The organism is uncultured Thiodictyon sp. (assembly GCF_903828115.1).
Lineage (GTDB): Bacteria > Pseudomonadota > Gammaproteobacteria > Chromatiales > Chromatiaceae > Thiodictyon.
This window is the reverse complement of record NZ_CAIKKU010000339.1, coordinates 1-26,230: the sequence shown is the minus strand read 5'-3', so window position 1 is coordinate 26,230 and position 26,230 is coordinate 1. Positions and strand designations below refer to the sequence as shown.

At 67.5% G+C, this 26,230-nt stretch carries 29 protein-coding genes; 13 read left to right on the top strand and 16 right to left on the bottom strand.

Translation table 11 applies throughout. From position 1 onward, the window contains the following. Nucleotides 1-154: 154 nt before the first annotated feature. Both QZY48_RS12695 and QZY48_RS12690 read right to left on the bottom strand, forming a co-directional pair. The gene (locus tag QZY48_RS12695; protein WP_295431221.1) at nt 155-775 is read right to left on the bottom strand and encodes an Hsp33 family molecular chaperone HslO; all 621 of its coding nucleotides are present in this window, start codon (nt 773-775) and stop codon (nt 155-157) included. A 124-nt stretch (nt 776-899) separates the two neighbouring features. Continuing rightward, on the bottom strand, nt 900-1,754 hold the full coding sequence (locus tag QZY48_RS12690) for a metallophosphoesterase family protein (RefSeq protein WP_295431220.1): 855 nt from the start codon (nt 1,752-1,754) through the stop codon (nt 900-902). Nucleotides 1,755-1,890: 136 nt separating this feature from the next. Here QZY48_RS12690 and QZY48_RS12685 point away from each other — a divergent pair, with 136 nt between their 5' ends. Both QZY48_RS12685 and QZY48_RS12680 read left to right on the top strand, forming a co-directional pair. After that, nucleotides 1,891-2,352 (top strand): hypothetical protein, encoded by a 462-nt coding sequence (locus tag QZY48_RS12685; protein ID WP_295431219.1) that lies wholly within the window; start codon nt 1,891-1,893, stop codon nt 2,350-2,352. A gap of 146 nt (nt 2,353-2,498) precedes the next feature. Further along, entirely contained in the window at nt 2,499-2,768 is a 270-nt protein-coding gene (locus tag QZY48_RS12680; RefSeq protein ID WP_295431218.1) for a DUF6489 family protein, read from the top strand. A gap of 20 nt (nt 2,769-2,788) precedes the next feature. Here the strand turns inward: QZY48_RS12680 and purN are convergent, their stop codons facing one another. Together purN and purM are read right to left on the bottom strand one after the other, a co-directional pair. Continuing rightward, on the bottom strand, nt 2,789-3,469 hold the full coding sequence (gene purN / locus QZY48_RS12675) for a phosphoribosylglycinamide formyltransferase (protein ID WP_295431217.1): 681 nt from the start codon (nt 3,467-3,469) through the stop codon (nt 2,789-2,791). Then, complete coding sequence (gene purM, locus QZY48_RS12670) at nt 3,462-4,532, bottom strand: phosphoribosylformylglycinamidine cyclo-ligase (protein ID WP_295431216.1); 1,071 nt, start codon at nt 4,530-4,532, stop codon at nt 3,462-3,464. Before purM ends, purN begins: the two co-directional genes overlap by 8 nt. A gap of 156 nt (nt 4,533-4,688) precedes the next feature. On the opposite strand from purM, the gene QZY48_RS12665 reads away from it, so the two are divergent. After that, nucleotides 4,689-5,246, top strand: coding sequence for a CDP-alcohol phosphatidyltransferase family protein (locus QZY48_RS12665; RefSeq protein WP_295431215.1), 558 nt, complete (start codon nt 4,689-4,691; stop codon nt 5,244-5,246). A gap of 27 nt (nt 5,247-5,273) precedes the next feature. Here QZY48_RS12665 and hda read toward each other — a convergent pair whose 3' ends face one another. Further along, nucleotides 5,274-5,987 carry a DnaA regulatory inactivator Hda gene (gene hda, locus QZY48_RS12660; protein WP_295431214.1) on the bottom strand — a complete coding sequence of 238 codons (714 nt, stop codon included), beginning with the start codon at nt 5,985-5,987 and terminating at the stop codon, nt 5,274-5,276. Nucleotides 5,988-6,007: 20 nt separating this feature from the next. After that, nucleotides 6,008-6,610: an NAD(P)H:quinone oxidoreductase gene (wrbA, locus tag QZY48_RS12655; protein WP_295431213.1), complete on the bottom strand. Its 603-nt coding sequence runs from the start codon at nt 6,608-6,610 to the stop codon at nt 6,008-6,010. 289 nt (nt 6,611-6,899) lie between these two features. On the opposite strand from wrbA, the gene QZY48_RS12650 reads away from it, so the two are divergent. Continuing rightward, nucleotides 6,900-7,217: an acylphosphatase gene (locus QZY48_RS12650; protein ID WP_295431212.1), complete on the top strand. Its 318-nt coding sequence runs from the start codon at nt 6,900-6,902 to the stop codon at nt 7,215-7,217. Between the two features lie 13 nt (nt 7,218-7,230). Here QZY48_RS12650 and cpdA read toward each other — a convergent pair whose 3' ends face one another. Further along, nucleotides 7,231-8,100: a 3',5'-cyclic-AMP phosphodiesterase gene (cpdA, locus tag QZY48_RS12645; RefSeq protein ID WP_295431211.1), complete on the bottom strand. Its 870-nt coding sequence runs from the start codon at nt 8,098-8,100 to the stop codon at nt 7,231-7,233. 182 nt (nt 8,101-8,282) lie between these two features. Between cpdA and QZY48_RS12640 the strand changes: the two genes are divergently transcribed. Both QZY48_RS12640 and QZY48_RS12635 read left to right on the top strand, forming a co-directional pair. Next, nucleotides 8,283-8,702 (top strand): rubrerythrin family protein, encoded by a 420-nt coding sequence (locus tag QZY48_RS12640; protein WP_295431210.1) that lies wholly within the window; start codon nt 8,283-8,285, stop codon nt 8,700-8,702. 198 nt (nt 8,703-8,900) lie between these two features. Further along, nucleotides 8,901-9,245 carry a hypothetical protein gene (locus QZY48_RS12635; RefSeq protein ID WP_295431209.1) on the top strand — a complete coding sequence of 115 codons (345 nt, stop codon included), beginning with the start codon at nt 8,901-8,903 and terminating at the stop codon, nt 9,243-9,245. Between the two features lie 290 nt (nt 9,246-9,535). Here the strand turns inward: QZY48_RS12635 and QZY48_RS12630 are convergent, their stop codons facing one another. From QZY48_RS12630 to QZY48_RS12615, 4 genes are all read right to left on the bottom strand, one after another. After that, complete coding sequence (locus tag QZY48_RS12630) at nt 9,536-9,757, bottom strand: hypothetical protein (protein WP_295431208.1); 222 nt, start codon at nt 9,755-9,757, stop codon at nt 9,536-9,538. A gap of 105 nt (nt 9,758-9,862) precedes the next feature. After that, nucleotides 9,863-10,375: a 3-hydroxyacyl-[acyl-carrier-protein] dehydratase FabA gene (gene fabA / locus QZY48_RS12625; RefSeq protein ID WP_295431207.1), complete on the bottom strand. Its 513-nt coding sequence runs from the start codon at nt 10,373-10,375 to the stop codon at nt 9,863-9,865. A 103-nt stretch (nt 10,376-10,478) separates the two neighbouring features. Beyond that, nucleotides 10,479-12,206, bottom strand: a complete 1,728-nt coding sequence (locus QZY48_RS12620) for a proline--tRNA ligase (protein ID WP_295431206.1) — start codon at nt 12,204-12,206, stop codon at nt 10,479-10,481. A gap of 89 nt (nt 12,207-12,295) precedes the next feature. Then, complete coding sequence (locus tag QZY48_RS12615) at nt 12,296-12,799, bottom strand: DUF4124 domain-containing protein (protein WP_295431205.1); 504 nt, start codon at nt 12,797-12,799, stop codon at nt 12,296-12,298. A gap of 299 nt (nt 12,800-13,098) precedes the next feature. Here QZY48_RS12615 and ilvB point away from each other — a divergent pair, with 299 nt between their 5' ends. From ilvB to QZY48_RS12595, 4 genes are all read left to right on the top strand, one after another. After that, a complete protein-coding gene (gene ilvB / locus QZY48_RS12610; RefSeq protein ID WP_366929678.1) occupies nt 13,099-14,826 on the top strand; it encodes a biosynthetic-type acetolactate synthase large subunit in 1,728 nt (575 codons plus the stop codon). 1 nt (nt 14,827) lies between these two features. Continuing rightward, nucleotides 14,828-15,319, top strand: coding sequence for an acetolactate synthase small subunit (ilvN, locus tag QZY48_RS12605; protein WP_100921668.1), 492 nt, complete (start codon nt 14,828-14,830; stop codon nt 15,317-15,319). A 235-nt stretch (nt 15,320-15,554) separates the two neighbouring features. Then, nucleotides 15,555-16,571: a ketol-acid reductoisomerase gene (gene ilvC / locus QZY48_RS12600; protein ID WP_295431222.1), complete on the top strand. Its 1,017-nt coding sequence runs from the start codon at nt 15,555-15,557 to the stop codon at nt 16,569-16,571. A gap of 290 nt (nt 16,572-16,861) precedes the next feature. Further along, nucleotides 16,862-17,746 (top strand): hypothetical protein, encoded by an 885-nt coding sequence (locus tag QZY48_RS12595; RefSeq protein ID WP_295431204.1) that lies wholly within the window; start codon nt 16,862-16,864, stop codon nt 17,744-17,746. 309 nt (nt 17,747-18,055) lie between these two features. Here QZY48_RS12595 and QZY48_RS12590 read toward each other — a convergent pair whose 3' ends face one another. The 4 genes from QZY48_RS12590 to QZY48_RS12575 are packed head-to-tail and all read right to left on the bottom strand — an operon-like array spanning nt 18,056 to nt 22,758. Further along, nucleotides 18,056-19,348 (bottom strand): diguanylate cyclase, encoded by a 1,293-nt coding sequence (locus QZY48_RS12590; RefSeq protein ID WP_295431203.1) that lies wholly within the window; start codon nt 19,346-19,348, stop codon nt 18,056-18,058. 28 nt (nt 19,349-19,376) lie between these two features. Next, complete coding sequence (locus QZY48_RS12585) at nt 19,377-19,811, bottom strand: response regulator (protein ID WP_295431202.1); 435 nt, start codon at nt 19,809-19,811, stop codon at nt 19,377-19,379. Further along, the gene (locus QZY48_RS12580; RefSeq protein WP_295431201.1) at nt 19,790-21,739 is read right to left on the bottom strand and encodes an ATP-binding protein; all 1,950 of its coding nucleotides are present in this window, start codon (nt 21,737-21,739) and stop codon (nt 19,790-19,792) included. The genes QZY48_RS12585 and QZY48_RS12580 overlap by 22 nt, the downstream gene beginning before the upstream one ends. Further along, nucleotides 21,736-22,758: an ABC transporter substrate-binding protein gene (locus tag QZY48_RS12575; protein ID WP_295431200.1), complete on the bottom strand. Its 1,023-nt coding sequence runs from the start codon at nt 22,756-22,758 to the stop codon at nt 21,736-21,738. Before QZY48_RS12575 ends, QZY48_RS12580 begins: the two co-directional genes overlap by 4 nt. A gap of 167 nt (nt 22,759-22,925) precedes the next feature. Between QZY48_RS12575 and QZY48_RS12570 the strand changes: the two genes are divergently transcribed. The 3 genes from QZY48_RS12570 (at nt 22,926) to QZY48_RS12560 (ending at nt 25,266) form a co-directional block, all read left to right on the top strand. Then, nucleotides 22,926-23,105: a hypothetical protein gene (locus QZY48_RS12570; protein WP_295431199.1), complete on the top strand. Its 180-nt coding sequence runs from the start codon at nt 22,926-22,928 to the stop codon at nt 23,103-23,105. Continuing rightward, nucleotides 23,102-24,325, top strand: coding sequence for a D-alanyl-D-alanine carboxypeptidase (locus QZY48_RS12565; protein ID WP_295431198.1), 1,224 nt, complete (start codon nt 23,102-23,104; stop codon nt 24,323-24,325). The genes QZY48_RS12570 and QZY48_RS12565 overlap by 4 nt, the downstream gene beginning before the upstream one ends. A 128-nt stretch (nt 24,326-24,453) precedes the next feature. Beyond that, entirely contained in the window at nt 24,454-25,266 is an 813-nt protein-coding gene (locus tag QZY48_RS12560; RefSeq protein WP_366929677.1) for a trypsin-like peptidase domain-containing protein, read from the top strand. Nucleotides 25,267-25,281: 15 nt separating this feature from the next. On the opposite strand, the gene QZY48_RS12555 is transcribed toward QZY48_RS12560, so the two are convergent. Further along, nucleotides 25,282-26,100 (bottom strand): Uma2 family endonuclease, encoded by an 819-nt coding sequence (locus QZY48_RS12555; protein WP_295431196.1) that lies wholly within the window; start codon nt 26,098-26,100, stop codon nt 25,282-25,284. Nucleotides 26,101-26,230: the final 130 nt, after the last annotated feature.

The window sequence follows — 26,230 nt, the reverse complement described above, 5'->3', positions numbered from 1 at the left end:
GTTGTCGTTGTCGTAATCGGAAAGAGATGCACTTTGGGGTGCGAGAGAATCCAGGGCGTTACGATAACCTCGATTACGACAACGACAACGACAACGAAAATCGCGCTACAGGCAGTCCCTGATGAAATTGTTTAACTTATCGGTGAACTGTTCCTTAGTGATGGACTGCCGACGGGGTCTGGCGGGGGCCCTGGGCGAACAACTGACCGGCATCCACCGCGTCGAGGCGGTAGGTGCGGTTGCAGAACTCGCAGGTGACGGTGATCGCGCCCTGCTCGGTGACCATGGAGCGCACCTCGGGCTCGCCCAGGGTGCGCAGCATGTCCTCAATGCGGCGGCGCGAGCAGCCGCAGCGGAAGGCCAGGGGCTCCGATTCAAAAAGCCGCACATCGTCCTCGTGGTAGGGTTCGCCGCCGCCGCGCTCGATGGTCAGCACCAGACGCCCCTCGCCGCACGACTCGGCAAGGCTTGCGCCCATGGGCACCTCGCCCTCCCAGCGGGCGATGCCGCGCAGGGTGCGGGCGCTGGTCGCCTGGGCGACCAGGGTGCGCAGGGGGCCGCGGCCCTGGACCTGGAGGATCAGGGAGCCGTTGAACTTGATGGTGGCGCTCAATAACGCGACCGCCGCCAGGGCCTGCCCCAACTGGACGCGCACGGCCGGCGGGTAGGGGTGGGTCTCCAGTACCGCGCGCAGGCTGGCGTCCAGGTGGACCAGATTGCCGCGGATGCTGGAGTGTTCAAAGAGGAAGCGGTGGATGCTGTCGGTGTCGGGCATGGGGGCTCCGGGAGGGCTCTCGATGGGCCTGGGCCTGTGGTCTGTTGTTGTCCGGCGTCGTCCGGCCGGTGAGGTAGCGGTCCGCGCAGCGGACCCTACGGGGGGCGCGGCGGACCGAACCCGGTCAGGTGCCGACCTGGCTGAGGAATTCTGCGACCGCCGACCCCGGGGCGCGTTCGCCCGCCAGCACGGCCGCCTCGAAGTCGCGTCGCCAGTGCGGCATGAGGGGCCGCGCCTGGCGCCATTCCTCGTAGAGGATCGGTGCCAGGGGGCCGCCCTCCTCGATGAATCCGGACGCCAGAAAGTCGCGGTCGGCGCGCACGCGGTCGTAGGTGAAGCGCACGATCTCGCGCTGCCAGCGCCCGCCGCGCCACTCCAATCGGGCGAAGCTGCCGCGTACGTCCCCGTCGAAGGGCGAGCCCACCGACCCGACATTGAGGATGGGGATACCGTCCAGCACCCGTTCCAGGGGTCGATGGGTGTGTGCGGTGACGAAGAGCGCGATATCCGGCGGGAGTTTGCCGCGCAGGGCCGCGTCCGGGACCGCGGGGCCGATCCCGTCGCGGTTGCCCGCCATGGTGCCGTGGGTGACATGGACCCAGCTCTGCGCGGCCGCGGGTTCGGCGCTTGCGGCATGGAAACACAGGTGGTCCGGCCACCCGGTCAGGGCGGCGATGCGCGGTCGCAACTGGGCATAGGTCCAGTCGGCAAAGCGCCGCAGTTCCGCCTCCAGCGGCGTGGCGGGGGCCTCGGCGGCGCACTTGAGTATATAGGTCTCATGGTTGCCCTGTACCGGCAGCCAGCCCCGGGTGCGGCGCAACTGGTCGAACAGTTCGAGACACTCCAGGCTCTTGGGTCCCCGATTGACCAGGTCCCCGGCCATGACCACCAGGTCCGGGCCCCACTTGAGGATGCGCTCCACCGCCTCCTGCATGGCCGGCAGGTTGGCCTGCACGTCCGAAAAGATCACGACTCTCATCCATTCTCACCCTTGCTCATGACTTTGGTGCACCATACCGCGGCCCGCGCGCATTGTCTTGCCGCGGTGTCGGCCCTTACACTGCGCAGACCGGTCGGCTGGTGCAGCGCCGGGGCGGAAAACCGAAGGGGCAGACATGACGAACGACGAAGATGCCGGCGAGCCGGACTGGGAGACCCCGCTCTCCCTGAGCACAACACCGGCCCTCTTGATCCACGCCCTGATGGGTTCGGCGAGCGCCGTGCATACGGGCTGGGCGAGCTGTGTGGACGAGACCCTGGCCTTGTCCAACGTCCTGGCGATGGACGACAGCGCCGGAAACTATGTGCGTCTGGTGGAGCAGGAGTTCGTGGAGGACGGCAAGCCCGAGCAGGTCTGGCACGACTGGACGCTCGAGGTGCGCATCGGATCCGTGCTGACCACCGGCCACTGGCAGCTCGAGGCCAGCGCCCATCCGTCGGATTGGGATTGGAACGCCCGGGAGGCGCGCCGCGCCTTCGAGCGCGCCTGCGTCCTGATCGGGCGGCGGGTGCGTGAGACCCTGGCGGTCGAGGAACCGGAACGGGCGGACCCGATCCCGCGCGCCAGCCGACACTGAGGCCGGACCCCGCCCAGTGCTCGCTTGCACCCATCGCCCGGGTCGGTCACAGTGGGCGGGTGGCCAGGCTACCCGCCGTGTCGATACGGCCTTGCGACCACCGCACACCCATCACGATCGACCTGATTACTATCCTGGAGCGCCCGATGAAGATCACCGTCAACTTCGATATCACCCCCGAGGAGATGCGCAAGCTGTTCGGTCTGCCGGACGTGGAGGGGTTCCAGCGGCAACTCATGGACGATATCCGCGAACGGATGATGGCCGGGGTGGAGGGTTACGACCCGATGAAGCTCTTCCAACCCTATGTCTCGGGCACCATGGCGTCCTGGGACATGTTCCAAAAGTTAATGACCGGTACCACGTCGCTGCCGAAGTCTTCCGGTGACGCCGCGGCCAGCGAGGCGAAGAAGTAGCGGGTCTTGGCGGTTGCGCGCTACTGCGCGACCGATGGTTGTTCGTCCAGACACGGTGCCGCGTCGAGCACCGCGCCGTCGAGCCGGGCCCGGCCGTCCTCCCCCAGCCGCAGACGCCCCTGTGCGAACCAGCCCACCGCCTTGGGATAGATCCGATGCTCGGCGGCCAGCACCCGAGCGCCCAGGCGCGGCGGATCATCGCCCGGCTGCACCGGCACCCGCGCCTGCAGGATCACCGGACCGCCGTCCAGTTCGGCGGTGACGAAATGCACACTGGCCCCGTGCTCGGTCGCGCCCGCCTCCAGGGCGCGGCGGTGGGTGTGCAGGCCGCGGAACCTGGGCAGCAGGGAGGGGTGGATGTTGAGCAGCCGTCCGCTGAAGTGGGCGACGAATGCGGGGGTGAGGATGCGCATGAACCCGGCCAGCACCACCAGGCCAGGGGCGTAGCCGTCGATCGACGCGGCCAGGGCCTGGTCATAGGCCGGGCGGTCCGGATAGGCGCGATGCTCCAGCACCGCAGTCGGGATGCCCGCGTCCCGCGCCCGTCTGAGACCGCCGGCCTGCGCCTCATTGCTGATCACCGCGACGATGCGATAGGGCCACCGCGGCTGGGCCGCGAGCAGCGCGCCCAGGTTGCTGCCGGTCCCGGAGATCAGCACCACCACCGGCATCACTGGTGCCGGCGCGACCTCCTCAGTCATGGTCCGGGGTGTCGGCGTAGACCACCCGCGGCGCCCCCGGGGCCGACTCGATCGCGCCCAGTACCCAAACCTCCTCACCGGCCGAGCGCAGCATGGTCAGCGCGGTGTCGACGTCTTCGCGCGCGACACAGACCACCATCCCGAGGCCGCAGTTGAAGGTACGGCGCATCTCCGACTCGGCGATGCCGCCCTGGGTCTTGAGCCAGTCGAAAACCGCCGGGCGCCGGAAGCTGCCCAGATCTACCCGCGCCTGGGTGCCCTGCGGCAGGACCCGCGGCAGATTCTCGGTGATGCCGCCGCCGGTAATGTGGGCCAGGGCGTGGACGCGCAGCGCCCGGGTCAGGGGCAGCACGGAACGCACATAGATACGGGTGGGGGCGAGCAGGCGCTCCCCCAGCGTCGCCCCGTCCAGGTCCGCGGCCAGGTCCGCCCCGGACACCTCGATGACCTTGCGGATCAGCGAATAGCCATTGGAGTGGGGGCCGGAGGCGGCGAGTCCGAGCAACTGGTCGCCGGGGCGGACCCGCTCGGGGAGGATCAGGTCGGCACGCTCGGCGATGCCGACGCAGAAACCCGCGAGATCATAGTCCCCGGCGCCGTACATCCCGGGCATCTCGGCGGTCTCACCGCCCGTCAGGGCGCAGCCCGCCAGTTCGCAGCCGCGGGCGATGCCCGTGATCACGGCCGTGGCGACCTCGAGATCCAGCCGGCCGGTGGCGTAATAATCGAGAAAGAACAAGGGTTCGGCGCCGCTCACCAGGATGTCGTTGGCGCACATGGCGACCAGATCGATGCCGATGGTGTCGTGACGGTCGAGCGCAATCGCGAGCCGCAGCTTGGTGCCCACTCCGTCGGTCCCCGAGACCAGGACCGGCTCCCGATAGTGCGCCAGCGGCAGCGCGAAGAGTGCCCCGAAGCCCCCCAGGCCGGTCACCACCCCGGGGCGGGTGGTGGCGGCGGCCAAGGGCTTGATACGTTCCACCAGGGCGGCGCCGGCGTCGATGTCGACGCCGGCGTCACGGTAGCTGAGTGATCGGGACTGCTGCTCGGTTTCCTGGGACACGCGGGGGCTCCGGTGGGGTGCGTGCGGTGATTCTACCCGCAAGCTTGGTCCGGCATCCCGCTTCATCCACGTTCATCCATGTCCCTTGGACAGCCGCGCCGTATCCGGCTAGGATGTTGCCCCCGGGCCGGTTTCCGGCGCCATCGGTCTACCCATGTGAGGCTCAGGGACCTTCCCAACGTCATCAGCGCGCTACGCCTGGTCGCCGTCATCCCGGTGGTGTGGCTGCTGCTGTCCCAACAATTCGGTTGGGCGCTGGTGCTCTTCGCCGTCGCCGGGGTCTCCGACGGCGTCGACGGCTTCCTGGCCAAGAACTACGGCTGGCAGAGCCGGCTCGGCGGCATCCTCGACCCCGTGGCCGACAAGACCTTGCTGGTGATATGTTTCCTGGTCCTGGGCTCCATGGGTCTGATCCCGGTGTGGCTGGTGCTGGCGGTCATCTTTCGGGACCTGGTGATCGTCGCCGGGGCGCTGCTCTACAACTACCGGGTCGAGGAACTGGAGGCCGCCCCAACCCTGACCAGCAAGATCAACACCCTCTTCCAACTCGTGCTCGTGGTCGCCGCCATCACGGACGCCGGACCCATGCCGCTGCCGGGTTGGGTGATCACGACCCTGACCTGGGCCTGTCTGGTCACCATCCTGGTGAGCGGTGTGCAGTATGTACTGGTGTGGTCGGCCAAGGCCCGCACCCACGGTTGGCGTGATGAGTAGGGATGTACCCCCGCTGCGGACCCCCGGCTAATCGCAGCCCGCGTCGTCGCGCATGATGCGGCGCACCAGCGGAATGGTGGGCGGGCGCTGTTCGCGCAGGGACAGGCTGTCGATGCGCGCGACCAGGTCCAAGAGTGCGCAGGGGTTGCGCGGATGGTGGGTCAGGATGTAGCGCGTCACCTCCGGGGGCAGGGGTATCCCGCGGCGTCGGGCGGACTCGTTGAGCAGTGTCTCGCTATCGGGCTCGGTCAGTGGGAGCAGCCGATAGCGGGGTCCCCAGTGCAGGCGTGAGCGCAGGTCCGGCAATCCGAGTGCCAGATCGTCCGGGGGCTGGGCGGCGGCGGCGACCAGGGCGCGTCCGCGCTCGCGCAGGCGGTTGAAGAGGTCGAAGACGGCCCGCTCCCAGGCCGGCTGTCCGGCAATGCGGTGGACATCGTCCAGGGCCACCAGGTCCAGTCGTTCCAGGGCCTCCAGGATGTCCGGCGCGATCCCCGGGCGCCCGAGCGGGATATAGTGGGCCTGACGGCCCGCGCGGGCGGCGGCCAGACAGGCGGCCTGCAACAGATGGGTCTTGCCCGTCTCCGGGGGGCCGAACAGGAAGATGAAGGGCTCACCCTGTCCGCTCGCGGTGCCCCGAACGGCCGCTACCGCCTCCGCATTCGGTCCCGGCAGGTACTCGGCCAGGGTCGGCTCGCGGACCAGTTCGATCGGCAGGTGCAGTTGCAGGGCAGGGGTGGGCACGGGGCCGCGGCCACTGCCGGTCAGTCGGGCGGGCAGGCGAGTGCCAGCGCGGTCCGGGCGAGCCGTCGGCCGAGCGCCTGGCAGAGTCGCCGTTCCTCATCGGTCAGGGACAGGTTATTCTCGGGTCCGGCGAAGTGGGTGGGGCCATAGGGGGTGCCGCCGCCCCGGGTGTGCAGCAGGTCGCCCTCACTGTAGGGCAGGCCCAGGACCACCATGCCGTGGTGCAGCAGGGGTACCATCATGGTCAGCAGGGTCGTCTCCTGGCCCCCGTGGAGGCTGGAACTGGAGGTGAAGACGCCGGCCGGTTTGCCGGCCAGGGCGCCGTTGAGCCACAGGGAGCTGGTGCCGTCGAGGAAATATTTGAGCGCGGCGGCCATGTTGCCGAAGCGGGTGGGGCTCCCCAAGGCGAGCCCGGCGCAGTGGCGCAGGTCCTCATGGGTGACATAGGGGGCGCCGGTGGGTGGGACCTCCGGTGCCACGGCCTCACAGACGGCGGAGACGGCCGGTACGGTACGCAGGCGGGCCTCGATTCCCTGGACGGACTCGATCCCGCGGGCAATCTGCCAGGCCAATTCGGCGGTCGCCCCGTGGCGGCTGTAGTAGAGGACGAGGATGTAGCTCAAAGAGAACCTCACAGGGTGTCCGCGGCCGCGCCCGGCGGCTGACGCGGGGCCAGCCGCCCAAGGCCCCGCGGGGTTTTCGATCGTGCCGACCCAAGTGTAACCCAAGACGCGCGCAGGTCAGCAAATAAACAAAATATCAATATGTTGCAGTCGTTTGGCGGTGTCAGTCAACCTTCTTTAGCGGAGCCTTCGCCCATGATCCAAGACCTTTCCTGCCCGGCGCGACCCGTCGCGGCACCAAGGCGCCCCGGTCGGACCCGGCACGCCGGCTGGAGCGGGGTGGGGCGCCATGGCTGACGCGATGACCGATGGTCTTGGGGCGCCGGTCGGCGACGAGCCGCCGATCTGCCGCCGTTGTCTGGTCGAGGGACGGGTCCAGGGGGTCTATTTCCGCGGCGCGGCGCGCGAGCAGGCGCTGCGGTTCGGGGTCACCGGCTATGCCCGCAATCTGCCCGACGGCCGGGTCGAGGTGCTGGCGTGCGGGTCCCCCGCGGCGGTCGCGCAACTGCGCGACTGGCTGCGCGCGGGCCCGCCCATGGCGCGGGTCAGCGCCGTCACCTGCGAACCGCGGGAGTATCGGCCCTGGTCCGGGTTCTCAGTCGACTGAGGCGCGCCCCAGGTCAATAGCCGGTCGCGTCGAGGGCCAGGGGTTCCGGGTACGCGGCCAGGCGGACCACCCGGGTGTCGAGGCGTCCGTCCGGGTGCAGGTGCAGCTCGCGGTAGCCCGGGGTGCGGGCGTCCAGGGCGAAATCCGGGCTCGCGGGCAGGAACTGAAAGCAGGTTGACGGGGTGCCGAGGATCTGATAATGCCCGCGGCTCACACTGAACTCCTGGTGGATGTGACCGCAGATGACCGCCTTGAGGTGCGGGTGACGGTCGCACACCGCGAGCAGTTGGGCACCGTTGGTGACCCCCATGGTGTCCATCCAGGCGCTCCCGATCGGCAGCGGGTGCTGATGGAGAAAGACCAGGCAGTGGCCGGGATCGCGTTGCAGCAGGGTGTCCATGTGGTGCACCTGGCGCCGGGTGAGCCGGCCCCCGTCTTCACCGGGCAGGGTCGAGTCCAGGAAGATCAGGTTCCAGCCGTCGATGCGATTGTCCGCGATCGGCCCCATGGCCGCCGCCCCCAGCCACTCCTCCATCAGGTCCCGGCGGTCGTGGTTGCCGGGGATGCAAAAGCAGGGGATACCGGTGTCCTCCAGCACCCGGGCCAGGTAGGCATACCCCTCGGCGGTCTCGTCCTGGACCAGGTCACCGGTCATCACCAGGCCGTCCGCGGGCGTCGGGCCGTCCAGGGCCAGCGCCAGGACGGCCTGCAAGCTGCGGCGTGTGTTCAGACCCAGCAGGCGGCCCTCGGGGTGGGCGAACAGGTGCGAGTCGCTGATCTGGATCAGTCGCAGCGCTCGTGGGTGCGAGGATGGGGCCTCGTCGGTCTTGGGTCGGGGGGGTGCATGGCGCGTCCGCGGGATCGATGGCGCTGTGTTTTCCATTCTTTTGTCGGCTAGTTGCGTTTCGGATCGCCTGTCACAGAGCCTTTTAGCAAGGTGGCGGATCGGCCGCACTGCAATCGATCACAGTTCCGGCGTTCGGGTCCGCGGTTGGGAAATCCGCCGCCCGTCACTATGTCTACCCGCGCAGGTGCCGCAACCCCCATCCAACTGAGGAGACCGTTATGGAACTCAAGGGCAGCAAGACCGAGACCCATCTCAAAGAGGCCTTCGCGGGCGAGTCCCAGGCCAACCGCCGTTACCTCTATTTTGCCGCCAAGGCCGACGTGGAGGGCTATAACGACGTGGCGGCCGTGTTCCGCTCCACCGCCGAGGGCGAGACCGGCCATGCCCACGGCCATCTGGAGTATCTGGAGATCGTCGGCGATCCGGCAACCGGCCTGCCGATCGGCCCTACTGCCGCCAACCTCAAGGCGGCCATCGCCGGCGAGACCCACGAATACACCGATATGTACCCCGGCATGGCGAAGTCCGCCCGCGCCGAGGGCTTCGACGAGATCGCCGACTGGTTCGAGACCCTGGCCAAGGCCGAGCGCTCCCACGCCAACCGCTTCCAGAAGGCGCTCGACCATCTCGATAGCTGAGCGGCGGGGCACGCGTTTCCGTGAATCCAAGGGGCGCCAGGCGCCCCTTTTTTTTTGGATCGCGAGGGCGGCTTCATCTGAGCGGTCGGCGGGTCGCTTGTTCGCTTAGTGCCGGCCGGGATGGATCTGGGCAAGTTGCCTTGGCGTCTGGGTTTATGGCATTTTACGCCAACTGCGTGCGAGACTGCGGAGACAATCTTGAGCACACTCAACCTGCATGTAAGCGACGAAGCCGATATGGCCCAGCGTTTTGTTTCGGCCTGGAAACGGGCGGAACAGGGCGAGTCGGTCGACGAACGCCATCTGACCTTCCTTACCCTGGAGACCCTGCTGTGCGCCTTGACCCCGCAGCGTCTCGAACTCTTGCGCTATGTTCATCGCCACGGTACCGACAGCGTTGCCGCCCTGGCGCGCGAGCTTGGTCGGGATTCCAAGCGGGTGCATGAGGACGTGGCGATGCTGGAGGCCAACGGCTTGATCCTGCGCGAGGACGGACACCTCACTGCGCCGTGGGAGCGATTGGCTGCCGATCTGATGCTTTAAGGGGCTCGACCCGGGCAGTGAGTGACGGCTGGGCGCAATTGGGAGACTGAGCTCGCGTGACACAATGGCACTTGTGGTCGTCGTCTCAGCCATGGTCTTGGTTAACTCTTAATACGTGTAGTCATCAGCCCGTTTGAGGCTTCATCAAGCGTAAGTAATCTCCCAGTTGGAGTCTGAAGATTGCGGGGCAACTCCCTACGGGCGGCAAAGGTGGCTCGGTCGCTACACGGCTGGCCCGTCGCCGCGGCTGGAATGCCAGATTGATACGACCTCCAGTTCGAGGGCCACGCTTATCCGTGACGGCGCAATTGCGCGAGGAACTCTGCGCCCGCGATCGTCTCGTCACGATCGGCCTCCGCGAGGCCAGCCTCCAACTCGGCCAACTCCTCAGTCGATAGCTTTGGCGCTGCGGGGGCATTTCGAGTTAGAACGTAGACGCCCGTGCCGTCGTCAAGACCCGGTTGGTCGAGCACGACCTTGCCGGACACGACCGTACCAGTTGCAACGTGCATAAAATGACGACCTCTTGGCGGTTTGGGAGCAAGTCCGGACGCTCCAGCGTCAGAATGAGATAGCATCCGGTTTCATTTCTTGACAGGGATGTCAAGAAATGAAATCTAGAAGCCCTCGGTCGAGGTAAAGAGCCCCACCCGCAGGTCCTTGGCGGTATAGATGGTCCGGCCGTCGACCTGCACCACCCCGTCGCCGATGCCGAGCACCAGTTTGCGGCTGATGACCCGCTTCATGTCGATGTGATAGGTAACCTTGGACGCGGTAGGCAGCACCTGGCCGGTGAATTTGACCTCGCCGACCCCCAGGGCCCGCCCGTGGCCGGGGTTGCCGATCCAGGCGAGGTAGAAGCCGACCAATTGCCAGAGGGCGTCGAGCCCCAGGCAGCCGGGCATGACCGGGTCGCCGGGGAAGTGGCACTGGAAGAACCACAGGTCCGGGTGGATGTCGAGTTCCGCGAGGATCTCGCCCTTCATGTTGGCGCCGCCGTGATTCGCGATCCGGATCACCCGGTCCATCATCAGCATATTGGGAATCGGCAATTGGGCATTGCCCGGGCCGAACATCGCGCCGTGCCCGCAGGCCAGGAGTTGATCGCGGTCGAAGGAGGCTTCTTTCATGGGGCTCAGGGGGTCGTGTCCGGTTGCAAAAGTGGTTGCGTCGCCGGTGCGGCCGGCGTTTCTGACTGAGGCATTGCGCGTATCGCGCGGACAATCTCTCTCTTCAGGTCGGGTCCGGGCACAGCCGCTCGACCAGGAAGGCGACGATCTGCGTGAGCGGGATCAACTGCATCTGTGCATCCCGGCGGCCTTTGTACTCGACCATGCCGTCGTCCAGGCCCTTGTCGCCCACCACCACCCGGTGGGGGATGCCGATCAGTTCCATGTCGGCGAACATGAATCCGGGGCGGGCGTCGCGGTCGTCCAGCAGGACCTCGATGCCGGCCGCCTGGAGGTCGGCGTAGATTTGCTCGGTGGCGTCGCGTACCCGGTAGGACTTGCTGAGCTTCATGGGCAGGAGCGCGACCGCGAAGGGGGCGATGGGGGTGGGCCAGCAGATGCCGCGCTCGTCGTGGTGCTGCTCGATGGCGGCGGCCACCACCCGCGACACGCCGATGCCGTAGCAGCCCATGGTCATGGTGAGTGCCTTGCCGTCCTCGCCCAGGACGGTGGCCTTCATGGCGTCGCTGTATTTGCGCCCGAGTTGGAAGATGTGACCGACCTCGATGCCGCGCGCGATGCGCAGGGTGCCGTCGCCGGCGGGACTCGGGTCGCCGTCCATCACGTTGCGCAGATCGGCGACCGCGGGCAGCGGCAGGTCGCGGCCCCAGTTGAGGCCGAACCAGTGCTTGCCGTCCTGGTTGGCCCCGGCGCTGAAGTCGACGGCGACGGCCACGGCGCGGTCGACGATGCAGGGCAGTGCCAGGTCCTTAGGGCCCAGCGAGCCGGGGCCGGCGCCGATGGCGGCGCGGATCTCGGCCTCGCTCGCCATGCGCAGGGGTGCGGCGACCTGGGCGAGCTTGGCGGCCTTCACCGCGTTGAGTTCATGGTCACCGCGTATCAGGAGTGCCACCAGAGCGCCCGGGACGCCGTCCGCGGCGGCCACCACCAGGGTCTTGACGGTGCACTCGATGGGCAGGCCGAACTGCTCGACCAGGTCGGCGATGGTGCGGGCCTTGGGGGTGTCCACCAGCCGAGCGTCCTGCGTCGGCGCCGGTGCCGTCGCGACCGGGGCCAGGGCCTCGGCCAGTTCCACGTTGGCGGCATAGTCGCCGCCGGACGAGAAGGCGATGGCGTCCTCGCCGGCGGCGGCCAGGACGTGGAATTCGTGGGAGGCGTTGCCGCCGATGCTGCCGGTGTCCGCCTGGACCGGGCGGAAGTCCAGTCCGCAGCGGGTGAAGATGCGCGAGTAGGCGGCATGCATCACCGCGTAGGTCGCGGCCAGCGAGGCGTCGTCCGCGTGGAAGGAGTAGGCGTCCTTCATCAGGAACTCGCGGGCGCGCATGACGCCGAAGCGGGGCCTGATCTCGTCGCGGAACTTGGTCTGAATCTGATAGAAGTTGATCGGCAACTGCTTGTAGCTCTTGAGTTCGTTGCGGGCCAACTCGGTGATGATCTCCTCATGCGTCGGGCCGAAGCAGAATTCGCGCTGGTGGCGGTCCTTGAAGCGCAGCAGTTCCGGGCCGTACTGATCCCAGCGCCCCGATTCCTGCCATAACTCGGCGGGTTGCACCGCCGGCATCAGGACCTCGAGCGCGCCGGCGCGCTCCATTTCCTCCCGGACGATGCGCTCGACCTTGCGCAGCACGCGCAGGCCCAGCGGCAGCCAGGTGTAGAGGCCGGCCGCGAGCTTGCGGATCAGGCCCGCGCGCAGCATCAGTTGGTGGCTTGCGACCTCGGCGTCGGCCGGGGTCTCCTTGATGGTCTGGAGTGGAAATAGCGAGGTGCGCATGGGGCCGGGGGTCCCGAGGTAAAAGGCCGGTAGTCTAGGGCCCACGGGGCACGGAGACAAATCCGTCGGTGGGGAGTGCGGGCGTCGGCCTAGCGGCAATTGTCCTCGATCTGCTTGTGCGCCTGCGCCTGCTGGGCCGCCAGGTCGTCTTTGGAGAGGAACCCGGTCTTGCCGTCCGGGGTCCGCAGCCGCCCGCCGCCGTGGTTCTTGAGGGTCTCCAGGTTTTTGCGCGCCGCCTCGCAATTGGTCTGGCGGGCGGCCTGCTCGGCCGCTTGTTTGCCCGCCGCTTGCGCGTCGCGCGCCTGCTGATCGCGGTGGTCGAAGTCCTCTGCCACCTGGTCGCGGAGCTGCTCCATGGCCGCTGCGCCTTGGTCCGGCTTGGGTCCTGCGTCCGGCTTGATGGTGGCGGCCGGGGTGCTGCCGGGGGGCGGCAATTGCGAGTAGACCGTCGTGCCCGTCTCGTCCACCCAACGATACAACTGTGCCAGGGTCCGCGCTGGGGTGCAGGCGAGCCAGGCGCCAGCCAGCGCGGGCGCCAGGAGCAGGGCGAGACGCCTGTCCGTGCTGTCAGTGGGTTGGGATCGCTGGTTCATGACGCCAAGTATGGCAGCCAGGGAGGCCGCTGGGAACTGCCGACGGCAGTCCCGGGCGGGTGCCCGACGTTCCCGGCAACGGTGCCGGCCGCGCCGCGGGTGTCTCATGTATTGACCCTGGGCGCAAGTCTCCTGTAACGTTCAATCTTTTTGAACATGCCCTTTCATGCTTCTCCAGTCCGCGGCCCCGGTCAGGGCGGGGGTGGTCTCGTCCCGGTCCCCGGGTACGGGCAAGCCCTGCCGTGCGGTGGGTCCCGGCTGGTCTGATTCGGAGGTCGCCCAAGGTGGAACTGAACGCGGTGCAGCTCAGCGGTGCCGAGATCGTCGTCCAGGCGTTGATTGACGAGGGGGTCCAATATGTCTTTGGATATCCCGGCGGGTCGGTCCTGCACATCTACGACGCCCTGTTCAAACAGGATCGGGTCAAGCATATCCTGGTCCGGCACGAACAGGGTGCCGCCCATGCCGCCGACGGACTCGCGCGGGCGACCGGCCGTTGCGGCGTCTGTCTGGTCACGTCGGGACCCGGCGCGACCAACGCCGTGACCGGCATCGCCACGGCCTACATGGACTCGATCCCGCTCGTGTGCATCACCGGTCAGGTGCCCACCCCGGTGATCGGCAGCGACGCCTTCCAGGAGGTAGACACCGTCGGCATCACCCGGCCCTGTGTGAAGCACAATTTCCTGGTCAAGGATGTCCGTGACCTGGCGCTCACCCTGCGCAAGGCGTTCTTTATCGCGACCACCGGACGCCCGGGGCCGGTCGTGGTGGACATCCCCAAGGACGTGACCGACCCAAACGTCAAGATCCCCTATGTCTATCCGCGCGAAATCCGGATGCGCTCCTACCACCCCACGGAAAAGGGGCATCCGGGTCAGATCAAGCGCGCCCTGGACCTGATGCTCCAGGCCAAGCGCCCGGTGTTCTATACCGGGGGCGGGGTGATCCTGGGCGAGGCGTCCGCACTGCTCACCGAGTTGGTGCGGCTGTCCGGCTACCCCATCACCAGCACCCTCATGGGGCTTGGGGCCTATCCCATGACCGACCCCCAGTTTATCGGGATGTTGGGGATGCATGGGACCTATGAGGCCAACATGGCCATGCACGAGACCGATGTGCTGATCGCCATCGGCGCCCGCTTCGACGATCGGGTGACCGGCAAGATCGAGCATTTCTGTCCCCACGCCAAGATCATCCACATCGACGTGGACCCCTCCTCCATCTCCAAGAACGTGCGGGTGGACGTGCCGGTCGTGGGTCAGGTCGCGAGCGTCCTGGCTGAGCTGGTGCGGTTGTGGAAGGAGCAGGCCCCGAGCGCGGTGGGGCGGCCGGTGGCGGAGTGGTGGGACAAGATCGGCGAATGGCGGCGGGTGGACTGCCTGCACTACGACCGCACCAGCGAGAAAATCAAGCCGCAATTCGCGGTGGAAACACTCTACAAGGTCACCGGCGGCGACCTCTATCTGACCTCCGACGTGGGTCAGCACCAGATGTTTGCCGCCCAGTTCTATCCCTTCGATAAGCCGCGGCGTTGGATCAACTCGGGCGGCTTGGGCACCATGGGCTTCGGGCTGCCGGCGGCCATGGGGGTGCAGCTCGCCTTCCCCGAGGCGCAGGTGGCCTGTATCTCAGGTGAAGCCAGCATCCTGATGTGTATCCAGGAGATGGCGACCTGCAAGCAGTACAACCTGCCGATCAAAGTGATCCTGCTCAACAACGGCTACATGGGCATGGTGCGGCAGTGGCAGGAGTTCTTCTACGGGAGTCGCTACTCCCATTCCTATGTGGACGCGCTGCCCGACTTCGTGAAGTTGGCGGAGAGCTTCGGCCATGTGGGAATGCGGGTGGAGCGCCCGGCCGACCTTGAGGCCGCCATGGCGGAGGCCTTTGCGATGAAGGACCGTTTCGTATTCCTCGATGTGGTCGTGGACCCCACCGAGAACGTCTATCCGATGATCGTGGCAGGCAAGGGGCAGCACGAGATGCACCTGGCGCCCAGCCTGTCCGAGAGGGAGTTGGCCTGAGATGAGACACATCATTGCCGTACTGCTGGAGAATGAGGCCGGCGCACTCTCACGGGTGGCTGGGCTGTTCTCCGCCCGCGGGTACAACATCGAGTCGCTGACCGTCGCGCCGACGGATGACCCGACGCTCTCGCGCATGACCCTGGTAACCACCGGAAATGAGGAGATCGTCGAGCAGATCAAGAAGCAGCTGAACAAGCTGATCGATACGGTCAAACTGCTGGATCTGACCGAGGGTCCGCACATCGAGCGCGAGATGATGATGATCAAGGTCCGCGCCGAGGGCGAGAACCGTCAGGAGCTCAAGCGCCTGGTCGACATCTTCCGCGCCAAGATCATCGATGTGACCGATACCAGCTACGTCGTCGAACTCACCGGCGCCTCGAAGAAGCTCGATGCCTTCATCGATGCCGTGCCGGAGGGGTTGATCGTCGAGGTCGTCCGTTCCGGCCCCACCGGCATCGCCCGCGGCGAGAAGGGCCTGTCCCTCTGATTCGTTCAGTCCGCAAATGAACGCAAATGAACGCAAATGAGTTGGGCTGGTAGGGGCGGGCGGCGCCGCGGGTGCTGCTCGCGCCGACGCTTAGTCCGTCGCCCCGGAAGACCAAGTCAGCGGGCCGCGCCCTGTCTCGTGTCGCCACCCGGTCGCCGCTTTCCCTTCATTTGCGTTCATTTGCGTTTATTTGCGGACAAAATTCTTCATCTTCACCCAGGCAGCGCAAATGAGTATCAACGTTTACTACGACAAAGACGCCGACCTCTCTCTCATCCAGGGTCGGCAGGTCGCCATCATCGGCTATGGTTCCCAAGGCCATGCCCACGCCAATAACCTGAAGGAGTCCGGCGTCTCCGTAACGGTCGGCCTGCGCCCCGGTTCCGCCTCCGCCGCCAAGGCGGCCAACGCCGGTCTCGACGTGAAGTCGATCAAGGATGCCGTGGCCGCGGCGGATGTGGTGATGGTCCTGGCCCCGGACGAACATCAGGCGCGGATCTACCGGGAAGACATCGCCCCCAATATCAAACAGGGCGCCGCGCTCGCCTTTGCCCACGGCTTCAACATCCACTTCGGCCAGATCGAGCCGCGGGCGGATCTCGACGTCATCATGATCGCGCCCAAGGGACCCGGGCACCTGGTGCGCTCCACCTATACCCAGGGCGGCGGTGTACCATCACTCATCGCCGTCTTCCAGGACGCCTCGGGCCAGGCCCGGGACATCGCGCTGGCCTACGCCAGCGCCAATGGCGGCGGGCGTGCCGGGGTCATCGAGACCAGCTTCCGCGAGGAGTGCGAGACCGACCTCTTCGGCGAGCAGGTCGTCCTGTGCGGCGGCCTCACCTCCCTGATCAAGGCCGGTTTCGAGACCCTGGTCGAAGCCGGTTATGCCCCGGAGATGGCCTATTTCGAGTGCCTGCACGAGGTGAAGCTGATCGTCGACCTGATCTACGAGGGCGGCATCGCCAACATGCGCTATTCCATCTCCAATACTGCCGAGTATGGCGATTTCAGCCGCGGCCCGCGGATCATCACCGATGAGACCAAGGCCGAGATGAAGCGCATCTTGGGCGAGATCCAGAGCGGTGAATTCGCCAAGGAGTTCATCCTGGAGAATCAGGCCGGGGCACCCAAGATGAAGGCCCTGCGGCGCCTGGGCCAAGAGCATCAGATCGAGGTGGTCGGCGAGCGGCTGCGCGAGATGATGCCCTGGATCAGGGAAAAGAAGCTGGTCGACAAGACCAAGAACTAGCTGTTTTCCGCGTTCCCGCGCGGGAAACAGATGGGAGCATTTTCTCCCGTTCTCTCGGGCCGGACGGGGCATTCGCCCCGTCTGAGACGTTTTCTCCGGACCCGCGGGCTGGCGCCAGGGATCGGTGACCGAATAGACGCACAGCGATTCCAGATATGTCCAAGAATTCAAAGGCGAAGCGTCAGCGCAAGATCGATAAGAAGCCGAGCCGGAGGCAACTCCCGCCACCGGGCCAGCCGCCACTTCACAATCATCGCCTTCTACCCAGCGCGCAAACCCTCTGGCGAATGATGCATCTCGACTTTCGGATAGAGGAGACAATAGGCGAGGCATTGAGGGTCTTCCAACCCGATATCTGGCAGAGAGACGGCCAGGCGGTTCTGAGGATAGAGCAGGCGCCCGACATCGAAGCGACCCTCGATCTGACTCCGGGCGCCATGGGTCTTGCCGATGTCGCCTGGGCCAAGCGGATGAGGCAATTTGGCCCCGACGCGGCGGATGCGATTGCTGCGCGCACCAAGGGTGACTGGCTGAGCGCCTATCCCAAGGATCGAAGTGGAATCCAGGAGCGATTGATCGGCGCACTGCGCTGGTGCGATGACCGGGGCGTCGCGGCCTTGTTGAGTTGCTGGGACTCGCTCGACGATTATGGGCGCAGCCTGGCCGCTATGGTCCTGGGGCTCATGGGTGCGCATCAGTCTGCCGATCGGCTGTGGGCCTGCTACCAAACAACGCGATCGGCATCGAAAGACCTGTTCGTCGGTCCACTCTGGGGCTTGATCGATTTGGGCGATAGTCGGGCGGCCGATGCCCTGGTCGAGTTGCTCGGCGATCGACGGCAGTTTTACGAAAAGTACGGATTCCTGTCCCGTGTCGGCGACCATCGCGTCGTGCTGCCACTGATCGCTGAGTTGCTCCTCGGTGTCGAGGAGAACAAGCCCGATGTGCTGTGGGCGCTGACGGGTGTCGCCCACCGCATGGGCCGTGATGCGTTTCACCAACAACTGACGGGGGATAGCGACACCCAAGGGTCGCCTGGCAGTAACGTCGAATTGCTCGTGGATCGTCTATTTCAATACTCCCAGGGGGATGTCGAGACGCACTTTGAAACCTTCTACACCAAGGACGCGGGCAGCCTCCTGGCCCTCGCCAAAGGGCAATCCCTCAGCGCCTGACGACGTCTGCCACGGGCTCAGACTCCGGCCAGTCCGCTGAACGGCCGGATGTGTCTTGCGAATATCAGTCCCAACGCCAGGGGGGAACTCAATCCGCTACGCTTCACCGCGCGTTATGTCTGGAAAAAGCAGTTCTCACGCCAAGGCGCCAAGCTCACCAAGATTTTTCAGCGCCTTATCTGCCTTTGGCCACTCACCCGGCAAAGGTCGAAGTAGCGTGCGATCAACCTGACGATGGTCGTAGTGAGCGCGCGCGAAGGGGTCATCACGCGGGGTACCGGGCGGCGGGGCTCACGGTGCTCCCGGGGCTCAGGCTGCTACCCCCGCAACCCGGTCCCGGCCCTCGCGCTTGGCCTGGAACACCAGGTCATCGACCCGCTTGAGCCATTGGTCCAGGGTCTCCTCGGGGCGGTATTCGGCGACGCCGAAGCTGGCGGTCAGCATGCGGGGGCCGGGGTTGGGCAAGGCGTGCAGCCCCTCCCGAAAGGTTTCCGCCAGGGTGGCGGCCTGGGTGAGGTCGGTCTCCGGGAGCAGCACCATGAATTCCTCGCCACCCCAGCGCGCGAGGGTGTCGCTGTCGCGCAGGCGCGCGCCGATCTGTGCCACCACCGCCGCCAGCATCGCATCGCCCCGGTCGTGACCCTGGGTATCGTTGATCGTCTTGAAGTGGTCCAGATCGAACATGATCAGGGTCAGCGGACGCTGATAGCGCTGGACGCGCCGCGTCTCGGTCTCCAGGGCCTGGATGAAGTGACGGCGGTTGTAGGCGCCGGTCAGCGGGTCCGTGATGGCGAGTTGGCGCAGTTCGTGCTCCAGGCGGCGGCGCTCACTCACGTCCTGGTGGGTGCCGCACACGCGCAGCGGCCGGCCCTCGGGATCACGGCCGATCACCTTGCCGCGCGCGGCGACCCACACCCAGCGACCGTCCTGGTGTCGCAGGCGGTGCTCGATCTGGAAGATGGGCAGCCGCCCCTGGAGCAGGGCGGCAAACGCCTCGTGCAGGGCGGACAGGTCCTCGGGGTGGACGCGCGCCTCCCAGGCGCCGCGGGTGGGCGGGATCTCGGCGAGCCGCGACCCCAGCATGGCGGCCCAGCGGGCATTGACCACCAGGGTGTCGTCCGGCACCTGCCAATCCCACATCCCCAGGTCCCCGCCCTCCAGGGCCAGGCGCAGGCGCTCCTCACTCTCGCGCAGCGCCGTCTCCGCCGCCCTGCGGGCACGCTGGTCGGCCGCCTCGCGCAGGCAGCGCTCGATGGCGGGGACCAGGCGCGCCAGGTGGTCCTTGAGGACAAAGTCCCCGACCCCACGCCGCAGCAGTTCCACCGCCCGCTCCTCGCCCACCGCGCCGGAGACCAGGATGACCGGCAGGTCCGGCCACTGCCGATGGATCAGGTCCAGCGTCGGAACGAACTCCATGCCCGGCAGGTAGTAGTCTGCCAGCACGGCGTCCCAGGGGCCGACCTCCAGGGCCGCCGCCAGCTCCAGCGTGCTCGCCGCCCTGGTGCAGGCGACCGTGAGCCCGGCGCGGCGCAGGTGCCTGGTGATGAGCAGGTAATCCGCCTGATCGTCCTCGATCACCAACAGCTTCAACGATGTATTCATGGCAGTGGGTCTCCGCACGCGGCACCGGTTAATGCACAGGCGGCTCGTTGACGAGCAGCCAGTAGACACCGAGGCGCACGATGGTCTCGGCCAGTTCGACAAAATCCAAGGGCTTGCGTACGAAGCTGTTGGCGCCGTTTTCATAGCTCTTGAGCCGGTCGCGTTCCTCGTCGGACGAGGTCAGGATCACGACCGGCTGCAGGCGGGTGCGCGGGTCGGCGCGCAAGCGCGCGAGCACCTCCAGGCCGGACAGCCGCGGCAGGCCGATGTCGAGCAGCACCACGGCCGGCAGCCCCTCGCGGCGCCCGGCGAACTCGCCCTCGGCCAGCAGGTAGTCCAAGGCCTGCTGGCCGTCGCGCACCACGTCGATCCGGTTGGCCAGGTTCGACTTGCGCAGGGCGCGCAGCATCAGCAACTCGTCCTGGGGGTTGTCTTCTACGATCAGGATGGCGTGGCTTTGCATAGGGACTCCGGGCGACGGCCGGTCGCGGGCACCGTGAAACGGAAGGTCGCACCACTCCCTGGTACCCCCTCGGCCTCGATGGTACCGCCGTGACGGTGGATGATCCGCTGCACGGTGGCGAGCCCGATGCCGATGCCGGGGAACTCGTCCTGGCGGTGCAGCCGTTGAAAGGGCTGGAACAGGCGTGCGCGGTAGGCCATGTCGAACCCGGCCCCGTTGTCGGCGACACCATACCAGAGCTCGCCTGCCCGCTCCTCAGCATAGACCCGAATGGTCGCGGCGGGCGTCTTGGCGGTGTATTTCCAGGCGTTGTCGATCAGGTTGACCATGACGACCTCCAGCATGGACGCATTCCCCAGGGCGCAGAGTCCAGGGGCGACCTCCCAGACGACCTGGCGCCCCGGTTCCGCCAGTGCGTGCTGCGCCAGCAACCCTTGGGCCAGTGCGCTCAGGTCCACCGGGTCCCGGCGCAGTTCGCCGCGGGTGCTGCGCGACAGGGTCAGAATACCGTCGATCAATTCCCCCATGCGGCGGCTGGCACTCTGAATCTGGTCGAGGAAGGAACGCGCCTCCCCGTCGAGGCGCCCACCATAGTCCTCCACCAGGGCCTGGCTGAAGCCGCTGAGCGCGCGCAGGGGGGCACGCAGGTCGTGTGAAACCGCATAGGCGAAGGACTCGAGCTCCCGGTTGGCGGCCTGCAATTCCGCGGTGCGCTGTTCGACCCGCCGCTCGAGCTCGGCGTTGAGCGCCTGGATCTCCTGCTCCGCCAGCTTGGACGCGGTGATCTCCTGTACCGTCCCGCTCAGCCGTATGATGGTCCCGGCGGCGTCGCGGGTCGCCTCACCACGCGCCACGACCCAGCCGCGACGGCCGTCGGGACGAACCAGTTCGGCCTCGCATTCATAGGGGAGGCCGTCGGTGCGCGCCCACTCCACGGCGGCGGCCAGGCGCTCCCAGCTCGCGGGCGTGAAATACTCCCGGATCTGCGGGTAAACCGCGGGCCCCAGGCGCGGATCGCGGCCGTAGAGGTTGAAGATCTCGTCCGACCAGGTATGCACGCCGGTCTGAAGGTCCCAGCTCCAGCTGCCCAGGCCGGCCAGGCGTTGGGCGTTGCGCAGCGCCGCCTCGCTGGCCGTAAGGGCGGCCTCGGTCCGCACGCGCTCGGCGATCTCGGCCTCCAACCGGGCGCGCGACACCATGGTCTCCTGGAGTTGGTCCAGCATCCCGTCGAAGGCGCGGGCCAAGGCGCCGAATTCATCCCGGCGTCGGCTCGTCAGGCGCAGTCCCAGGTCGCCGCCGGCCACCCGCACCGCGGCCTGGTGCAGTTGGTGCACGGGCTCCAGGATCACCCGCTCAAACACCAGAAAGAGCACGAGACCCAGACCGGCGAGGCCCGCCAGCAAGACGCCGAGGGTCAGGTTCTCGCGGGAACTCGCCTGGAGAAACCGCGCGCCGGCGCGATAGCGGATCTGGCTGACGAACAGGATCATCGAGTGGCTGTCGACCAGCAGCAGGTCCATGGTGCGCGCGTCACGCTCCGCGAGCCGCGGGTCGGTCCGGGCGCCGCCCAACTCGGCGAACAGTGCCTCACTCTCCCCTACCAGCCGGTGGACGGCCTCCCAGGCAAAGCGGGTCTGGTCGTCGTGGCGGATCGAGGCGTCGATGAGCGGGGCCTGGCGCTGCAGCAGGTGCGTCAGGACCCTGAATTGCGCCCTGACCTGGTCACGCGGCTCGGCCTGCGGATGCACCAGAAAGCCGAAGAGCGCGGTGCGCAGTTGGGTGATCGCAAAGCCCAGGGACTCGGTCAGCGCCAGGTCACGCTGGGTCTGGAGCTTCCCCCGGTAGGCGTAGAGAAAGAGACCGAGCAGGGCCAGGAACACCAGGCTGGACACCAGGGCGACGAGCCGGGCACGGGTGCGCAGCGTCATGGTTTGCCGACGATGGTCACCGACTCCGGGTGCAGTTGCGCCAGGGGGCCGGCATTGATGAAATCGCGAAAGTCGGGCAGTGCCGCCCCCGGGGCTATCCCGGGGGCGACTTGGGCGGCGATGGCCCAGCGCGCCTCGGCCTGGAGCAGGACGATGAAGCCCTGGTCGAGGCCCAGGTTGGGGGTCAGCGAGCCCCACCCGTCGCGCAGCGTGGCGATCTGCGTCCCAGACCCGGCCGCCGCGACCGCCAGTGACTCATCAGGGTGTGTCCGCATCCAACTGATGGTTCGATTCACGGCGCGCAGCAGGCGTAGCGTGGCCTCGGGCCGGCGGTCCGGGAAGTCGCGCCGGGTCACGAGGCTGCCATAGCCGGTATAGCGAATCCCGGTGCTGAAGGAGCGGGCGTTGTCCCCCAGGGCCAGGCGGCACTGGCTCGAATAGGGCGCAAAGGCCGCGACCGCATCGACCTGGCCCGCCGCCAAGGCCGCCGCCTGCTCCGCCGCCGGCAGGGGGACGACCGTCAGATCGGCCTCGGTCAGGCCCTCGTCACTCAGCAGGACATGCAGGAAATACTGGCCGGAGGTACCAGGGGCGACCCCGACCCGATGACCGCGCAGATCGGTAACGGCGGCGATGCCGCGATCGGCGCGAGCGACCAGGCTGTGCTCGGTGCTTGAGGCGTAGTTGGCGATGACACTGAAGGGGATCCCGGCGAGGCTGCTGAGCACCAGCGGGGTCTCGGCCACCGTCGCGACCTCCGCCTCGCCCCGCAGCATGGCCTCCAGGGCAAGCTTACCGGTGGGATAGGGCCGCAGGGTGGCCGTCAGGCCCTCGGCGGCTAAAAAACCCTGCCGCTGGGCCACCCACAGGGGGCCGCCAAAGGTACTGCGGGCGACCGCGAGCACCAGCGGCTCAGGCGGCGCTCGCCCCCACTGCCACCAGGCGGTGACCATCACGGCAATCAGCGCCGCCGCCGCAACACCCGCCAGGACCCCAAGGATTGAACGCGAGATCGTCATCATGCAACCCGTCTTGAGGATTTCGTGAACGCTGGCGGGTGGAGGCGAACCGGGTGCGATCAGAACTGATGTGTTAACGTACATGTTGTATGGTACGCATCGCGTACCCTACAGCTACCGGACGCTCTCACGGACCGGGCGTCGTTGTCGTTGTCGTTGTCGTAATCGTGGTCGGATTGTTCGATTACGACAACGACAACGTACCCGGGATCTCGGTCACCACATCAGTTCTGATCGCACCCGAGGCGAACCCGGGCCGTCCCGGTCCGGCCCATTTTTGGGATATCCTACCCCGCGCCGCCCCCGGGCGGTCCATTCCGACCCTTGCAGACGAGCCTTCGCCATGAGCACACCCCCCAGCGCCCGGCAGTCCCTCAATCCCCCGCGGCGCGGCCCTTGGCGCGGCGGCCTCCTCGCCCTGCTGCTGCTGCCCCTGGGCGGGCCCGCCCTGGCCGATGCGGTGAGCCAGGTCCGGGGGTTCGCGAAGGCCGGGCTCCTGGTGCAGGAGGGCGGGCAGGCGGTGGTCTCGCACAACCCGGATATAGTGCTGGCGCCGGCCTCGACCATGAAGGTCTTGACCGCGCTCGCGGCGATTTCTACTTGGGGGCGCGATTATCACTTTGAAACCGAGTTCTATCAGGACGGCCAGGGCACCCTCTGGGTGAAGGGCCGCGCCGATCCCTACCTGGTCTCCGAGGAGCTTGACCGCGTCGCCGCGGGCCTCAAGGCGGCGGGGGTGACCCGGGTCGCCGGGATCGGGCTCGACGACACCTATTTCGACCAGGACGTGGAGATCGCCGGGCGCTCCGCCACGGACAACCCCTATGACGCCCCGGTCACGGCGCTCGCGGCCAACTTCAATACCGTGAACCTGGTGAAGAGCGGCGCCAGCGTGGCGAGCGCCGAGCCCCAGACCCCCCTGACCGACACGGCACGGCGCTTCGGCCAACTGGGCGGGGCCGGCACCCAGCGGGTGAATCTGAAACAGCGCCCCACCGCGGTCGGTTACTTCGGCGAACTCCTCGCCGCCAAGCTCGCGGCCAACGGCATCGCGGTGAGCGGCGGCCAGCGGCTCGGTGCCGTCCCCAGCGGGGCGCGGCTCGTCTATCGCCACAAAAACAGTCGCACGCTCGCGGACATGCTGGTGCCGACCCTGAAATATTCCAACAACTTCGTCGCCAACTCACTGTTCCTGCGGATGGCGGACCCGCAGGGTAAGGGCCGGGTGAGCGTCGCCGGCGCCCAGCGGGCCATGACCGAGTTCGCCCGGGGCAAGTTTCACTGGACCGGCTTCAAGATCGAGGACGGCGCGGGGCTCTCGCGCGGCAACCGCCTGTCCGCCCGCCAACTGGTCGAGGTGATGCAGGCCTTCGCCCCCAACCGGGACCTGATGCCCACCCAGGAGGGCAACGCCAACATCCGCGCCAAAACCGGCACCCTCACCGGGGTGAGCGCCTATGCGGGCTATGTGCGCCGCGGCGGCGCCTGGGAGCCCTTCGCCCTGCTGATCAATCAGCCCGTGGACGCCGGTCTGCGGCGCCGGGTCGCCGCCGAGCTGGTCCGCTGACACACCACGCCGCGGCCCCCGTGCCCGTGCCTGAGGTCCCCGCGTCGGCGTCCCGCAGACTGCGCAAGTATCCCCGTAGGATGGGTAGAGCGGAGCGAAACCCATCGCGTGCGCTCAAGTCCGCCGTGTTGGTCGGCCTGTGCCTGGCCCTCGCGGCCTGCACCTGGCAGGTGCCGCTGCGCACGAGCCGTGCCGCTGCACCCCCGGATGCACTGTCATTCCTGAAACCTGGTACCCGCTACCCGACGCTCGCCCCCCTGATGCGCCGCGTCACCCCCGCGGTGGTCAACGTGGCCGTCGATGCGGTGGTGCTGGTCGAGAAGAACCCGCTCCTGAAAGACCCGGACTTTCGCCGCTTCATGCGGCACTTCGGCCAGGAGGTACCCCAGGAGGGCGACACCGAGCGGCGCCAGAGCGTAGGTTCCGGGGTGATTGTGGACGCCGGGCGCGGCTATGTGCTGACCAACCAGCACCTGTTGGAGGGGGCCACGGCGATCGAAGTCACCCTCAAGGACCGACGCAACTACCGCGCCCGCCTGCTCGGCGTGGACGACGACACCGATCTGGCCGTGCTCCAGATCCCCGGGGTCGCCATCACCCCGCTACCCTTCGGCGATTCCCGGGCGCTCGAGGTCGGGGACTTCGTGATCGCCATCGGCAACCCCTTCGGCCTGGGTCAGACGGTGACCTCGGGCATCGTCAGCGCCGTGAGCCGCAGCGGGGTGGGCGACGCCGACTTAGGCGAGTTGGTACAGACCGACGCCTCGATCAACCCCGGCAACTCGGGCGGCCCCCTCATCAACCTGGCCGGTGAGGTGGTCGGCATCAACACCGCCCTGATCGGCCCCAGCGGCGGCAACGTCGGCATCGGCTTCGCGGTCCCGAGCAACCGCGCCCGCGCCGCGTTGGCGCGCGTCCTCAAGCGCAGCGGGGGCGGCTGAAAGGCCGCTTGCACCTCAGGCGTCGAACAGTTCGGCCAGGGTGTCGGCCTGGGCCGCGGCGAGCAGCCAGGCGCGCAGGAGATCGGGGTCGCGGGTGCTGCGCAGGCGCTCGCGGGTGGCGTCGTCGACCGTCAGGCCGCGGGCGGCGAGCAGGGTCAGGATCGCGTCGGTCAGGCCTTCGTCGCGTCCTTCGGTACGTCCCTCGTCACGTCCTTCCTCGCGGCCTTCCTCGCGGATGGCATCCAGGTCGGCGTAGCCGCGGCGCTGCAAGAGGTTACGCAGGATGAGATCCTGCGCGGCGGCGCGCTCGAACAGGGCGGCGACCGGGACCGGATTGCGCAGGATGCCCGGGGCCAGGAGCTGCTCCCCGACGCCGCGGGTCTGCATCGGCTGCCCCGGGGCATGGACCTCGACCCGGCGCGGACCGATCAGGCGCACCACCCACACCTGGCGGGTGCCGTGGGCGAGCAGGTCGGCGATCTTGGTCCGCAGGTCCGCCTCGTCCTGTCCGCGGGCGGCGTATTCCAGGGCGAGCGGCGGGGCCTCGGGGATCCAGCCGCCGTCGCCGCCCGGCACCCCCGTGCGGCCGGCCACCGAGACATCGGGTGCGCGCAGGGTCCCGGGGTCCGGCGAATAGCCGGCATCGACCCCGGTCCACTGCACGTCGGGATCGCTGTCGAGCAGGGCGGCACCGGTCGCGTTCGGGCCCGCGTGGTCGCGCCCGGACGGGGCGCAGTAGATGGGGTGACCATTGGTGAGTTCGTAACGGTCACCGTCGCGCAGTTGATCGGCGCGGAAGGGACCCTGCTCAGGGCTTGGTTGTCGCTTGTTCATGGGCGGTCGCTCCGGCTGGGATTTTGCCGTCATTAGCACCTGGGGGCACGGCAGTCAACCCCCGGGCTGGGCGTGGGTGCGATCAGAACTGACGTGGTGACCGAGATCCCGGGTACGCTGTCGTTGTCGT

What these genes read in the sequence shown, in the direction of transcription:
- QZY48_RS12680 (WP_295431218.1), top strand. Translation starts at nt 2,499, where the DNA reads ATGAAGATCACCGTCAACTTCGATATCACCCCCGAGGAGATGCGCAAG.
- QZY48_RS12575 (WP_295431200.1), bottom strand. Translation starts at nt 22,758, where the DNA reads ATGACGATCTCGCGTTCAATCCTTGGGGTCCTGGCGGGTGTTGCGGCG.
- purN (WP_295431217.1), bottom strand. Translation starts at nt 3,469, where the DNA reads ATGACTGAGGAGGTCGCGCCGGCACCAGTGATGCCGGTGGTGGTGCTG.
- QZY48_RS12555 (WP_295431196.1), bottom strand. Translation starts at nt 26,100, where the DNA reads ATGAACAAGCGACAACCAAGCCCTGAGCAGGGTCCCTTCCGCGCCGAT.
- QZY48_RS12650 (WP_295431212.1), top strand. Translation starts at nt 6,900, where the DNA reads ATGGCTGACGCGATGACCGATGGTCTTGGGGCGCCGGTCGGCGACGAG.
- QZY48_RS12585 (WP_295431202.1), bottom strand. Translation starts at nt 19,811, where the DNA reads ATGCAAAGCCACGCCATCCTGATCGTAGAAGACAACCCCCAGGACGAG.
- cpdA (WP_295431211.1), bottom strand. Translation starts at nt 8,100, where the DNA reads ATGGAAAACACAGCGCCATCGATCCCGCGGACGCGCCATGCACCCCCC.
- QZY48_RS12695 (WP_295431221.1), bottom strand. Translation starts at nt 775, where the DNA reads ATGCCCGACACCGACAGCATCCACCGCTTCCTCTTTGAACACTCCAGC.
- fabA (WP_295431207.1), bottom strand. Translation starts at nt 10,375, where the DNA reads ATGAAAGAAGCCTCCTTCGACCGCGATCAACTCCTGGCCTGCGGGCAC.
- QZY48_RS12580 (WP_295431201.1), bottom strand. Translation starts at nt 21,739, where the DNA reads ATGACGCTGCGCACCCGTGCCCGGCTCGTCGCCCTGGTGTCCAGCCTG.
- QZY48_RS12685 (WP_295431219.1), top strand. Translation starts at nt 1,891, where the DNA reads ATGACGAACGACGAAGATGCCGGCGAGCCGGACTGGGAGACCCCGCTC.
- QZY48_RS12640 (WP_295431210.1), top strand. Translation starts at nt 8,283, where the DNA reads ATGGAACTCAAGGGCAGCAAGACCGAGACCCATCTCAAAGAGGCCTTC.
- QZY48_RS12690 (WP_295431220.1), bottom strand. Translation starts at nt 1,754, where the DNA reads ATGAGAGTCGTGATCTTTTCGGACGTGCAGGCCAACCTGCCGGCCATG.
- QZY48_RS12615 (WP_295431205.1), bottom strand. Translation starts at nt 12,799, where the DNA reads ATGAACCAGCGATCCCAACCCACTGACAGCACGGACAGGCGTCTCGCC.
- QZY48_RS12595 (WP_295431204.1), top strand. Translation starts at nt 16,862, where the DNA reads ATGCATCTCGACTTTCGGATAGAGGAGACAATAGGCGAGGCATTGAGG.
- ilvN (WP_100921668.1), top strand. Translation starts at nt 14,828, where the DNA reads ATGAGACACATCATTGCCGTACTGCTGGAGAATGAGGCCGGCGCACTC.
- QZY48_RS12565 (WP_295431198.1), top strand. Translation starts at nt 23,102, where the DNA reads ATGAGCACACCCCCCAGCGCCCGGCAGTCCCTCAATCCCCCGCGGCGC.
- QZY48_RS12630 (WP_295431208.1), bottom strand. Translation starts at nt 9,757, where the DNA reads ATGCACGTTGCAACTGGTACGGTCGTGTCCGGCAAGGTCGTGCTCGAC.
- QZY48_RS12590 (WP_295431203.1), bottom strand. Translation starts at nt 19,348, where the DNA reads ATGAATACATCGTTGAAGCTGTTGGTGATCGAGGACGATCAGGCGGAT.
- QZY48_RS12620 (WP_295431206.1), bottom strand. Translation starts at nt 12,206, where the DNA reads ATGCGCACCTCGCTATTTCCACTCCAGACCATCAAGGAGACCCCGGCC.